The following is a 2,171-nucleotide window of genomic DNA, read 5'->3' as shown; positions in this document are numbered from 1 at the left end:
CGCGCTGGCGGCCCGCATTACGGCGGCGGGTGGCGAAGTTATTTACGCCGCCACCGACGTCGCCCGGCGCGCCGACGTCGCCGCCCTAGTGGAGCTGGCCCAGAAGCGGTTCGGTCGGCTCGATGTGCTGATCAGCAATGCGGGCATCGCCCCCATCTCGCTGCTAGATGAACTGCGTGTGGACGACTGGGAGGCCATGGTGGACGTGAATCTGAAGGGCTTGCTCTACAGCATCGCGGCGGCGCTCCCCGTGTTTCGGCAGCAGCAGAGCGGGCATTTCATCAATGTGTTATCCACGGCGGGCCTCTCGGTCGTGCCGACGATGGCGGTGTACGCCGGCACCAAGAATGCGGCCCGCACGATCACGGAGGGGTTGCGGCAGGAGGCGGGACCCTACCTGCGGGTAACGGGCATTTCCCCCGGCTTCGTGCAGACAAACCTGGCGCGCTCGATGAGCAACCCCGAGATGCGGACGCAGATAGCGGAAAAGATGAATGAAATCGCCATTCCCCCAACGGCTATTGCTCGCGCTATCGCCTTTGCTATCGAGCAGCCGGCCGATGTTGACGTCAATGAAATCGTGGTGCGGCCTACGGCGCAGGGCTGATGCGGTTGTACCAGGCGGTAGCAGATAGGAAAGCCCCGTCGGCCCGGAGCTGGCCGTTCTGTCGATGAGTGATGAGGCCCGGATTGCTTGCGAGTTTTCGTCAGCGCCTTATACGAATGCAAGGAGTGTCATAACACGATTGACCGTTTGGAAAGCGTGATAAGCGGCGTGTTTGAACCGATAAATCTTGTGGAGGCTTAGTATGCCTTATCCACGGCGCATGGACAGCAGCGCCAGTACACACAGTGCTGGGTGAGCTGGCGCTGCCATTAAAACTTTTCTACGCTACCAGTTAGCGACCAAACCGATAACGTAGTCCAATTGCCCCGGAGGTTGTAACGTTTCGAAGAGCCCGCAAATCTACATTGACCGTGCCTTCGGCTATTGCCTCTAAACCCGAGACCAAACGGTAACGGAAGCTAGGCCCTACGCTCAACGCTTTATGGTACGTTTGGGAATCGCGGTCGAATGCGACAGAGGCACCTTGGCTAACATCATAGTAATACCCCTTGCCTGTATAGGTTTCGTAGTCCAGCGTAAAACCGCCGAGTCCATCCAGTTGGAAACGGTTGTTCAGATTGCGCGTCACCGTGTAGCGTCCTAAGGCCGTTATCGAGAGGGCCGTATTACGGTATTTATTGGCATAATGCCCGGCGACTAGGTTTCCATTTGCATCCCTAAGAGTGGTACTATACGAGCCCGGGCTGCTGCTATAGGCCGCCCCTAGCTGCACCGCTCAGTGCGGGTTAAGCTGGTAGCCAAGCGTGAGTTGCAAGGGTGGCACGGTGCTCGAGTCGATTGACCGGCTTAGTCGCTGAGAAAAGTTGGTAAAGGCTGATACGCCAATGTAGTACCGAGGTATTTCTGGATCAGTAGTTTGGGCGAGACTGAGCAGTGGAAGGCCCAGTAAAGCGGCGCAGATGCCAATAGATCGGGTGAGCATAAATCGAACGGTAAAAAGGATAACAGAAGGAATACTTATGGCTAAGAAGCGCAAATGCCCTGAATCGTTGCAAGTGCATCTTATCAAACACGTATAAGGCCAGTAAAGTAAATACAACGCCCAGCAAATCCAGCCAGCACTTTCTAGAAAAGCAATGATACCCTTGAGCTTATCAGGCTTCAACAACTCGTCTAGAACGAGTGGGTGTCTAAAATCGGACTATTTTACAGCACTTCGTGGTGCTTTTCAGCGGTTCCTACCTGGTAACAGGCGGCAAGCTTTGGGCTTCTCCGAGGAAGGCACGCCTAGTGCCCTTGCCGCAACGCTGTGAGTGGAAGCGGCGGCCATAATCTTTCTAGGCGACTTGGTCGTTTACGCTCGTATGATATCCCCTACGCAGACCCTACCGGACTTTTACGCCCATAAGCTGCAGCAGCCCCTTCCGGACCTGCGGCGAGGTGACGGGCATTTTGCCGTGTTCCGGCTGGAAGATTTTCCCACTGCAACCGACTTGGCGGCGGTGTACGGGCGCAAAGATTTTTATAAAATTATGCTCGGCGCCGGGCACGCCACCTATCACTACGGTGCGCAACAGGCCCTGCTGGCCCCCGGGCAGCACGC

General features: G+C 56.3%; 2 protein-coding genes and 1 pseudogene. 2 read left to right on the top strand and 1 reads right to left on the bottom strand.

Annotated elements, in window-relative coordinates; genetic code table 11:
- The coding region (locus tag VI25_RS22095) for an SDR family oxidoreductase (RefSeq protein WP_055562904.1) at positions 1–607 on the top strand (607 nt) is incomplete at its 5' end.
- Positions 608–1,343: 736 nt separating this feature from the next.
- Here VI25_RS22095 and VI25_RS22090 read toward each other — a convergent pair.
- Positions 1,344–1,550, bottom strand: a complete 207-nt coding sequence (locus VI25_RS22090; RefSeq protein ID WP_045690583.1) for a hypothetical protein — start codon at positions 1,548–1,550, stop codon at positions 1,344–1,346.
- 382 nt (positions 1,551–1,932) lie between these two features.
- On the opposite strand from VI25_RS22090, the pseudogene VI25_RS22085 reads away from it, so the two are divergent.
- Positions 1,933–2,171 (top strand): annotated as a pseudogene (locus VI25_RS22085) (hypothetical protein); the annotation flags it as partial.

This window comes from Hymenobacter sp. AT01-02 (assembly GCF_000961955.2).
Classification (GTDB): domain Bacteria; phylum Bacteroidota; class Bacteroidia; order Cytophagales; family Hymenobacteraceae; genus Hymenobacter; species Hymenobacter mucosus.
The sequence above is the reverse complement of the archived record's forward strand: the minus strand, read 5'-3'. Positions and strand labels throughout refer to the sequence as shown.

Coding starts and splice junctions, on each gene's coding strand:
- VI25_RS22090 (WP_045690583.1), bottom strand. CDS start 1,550: ATGCTCACCCGATCTATTGGCATCTGCGCCGCTTTACTGGGCCTTCCA.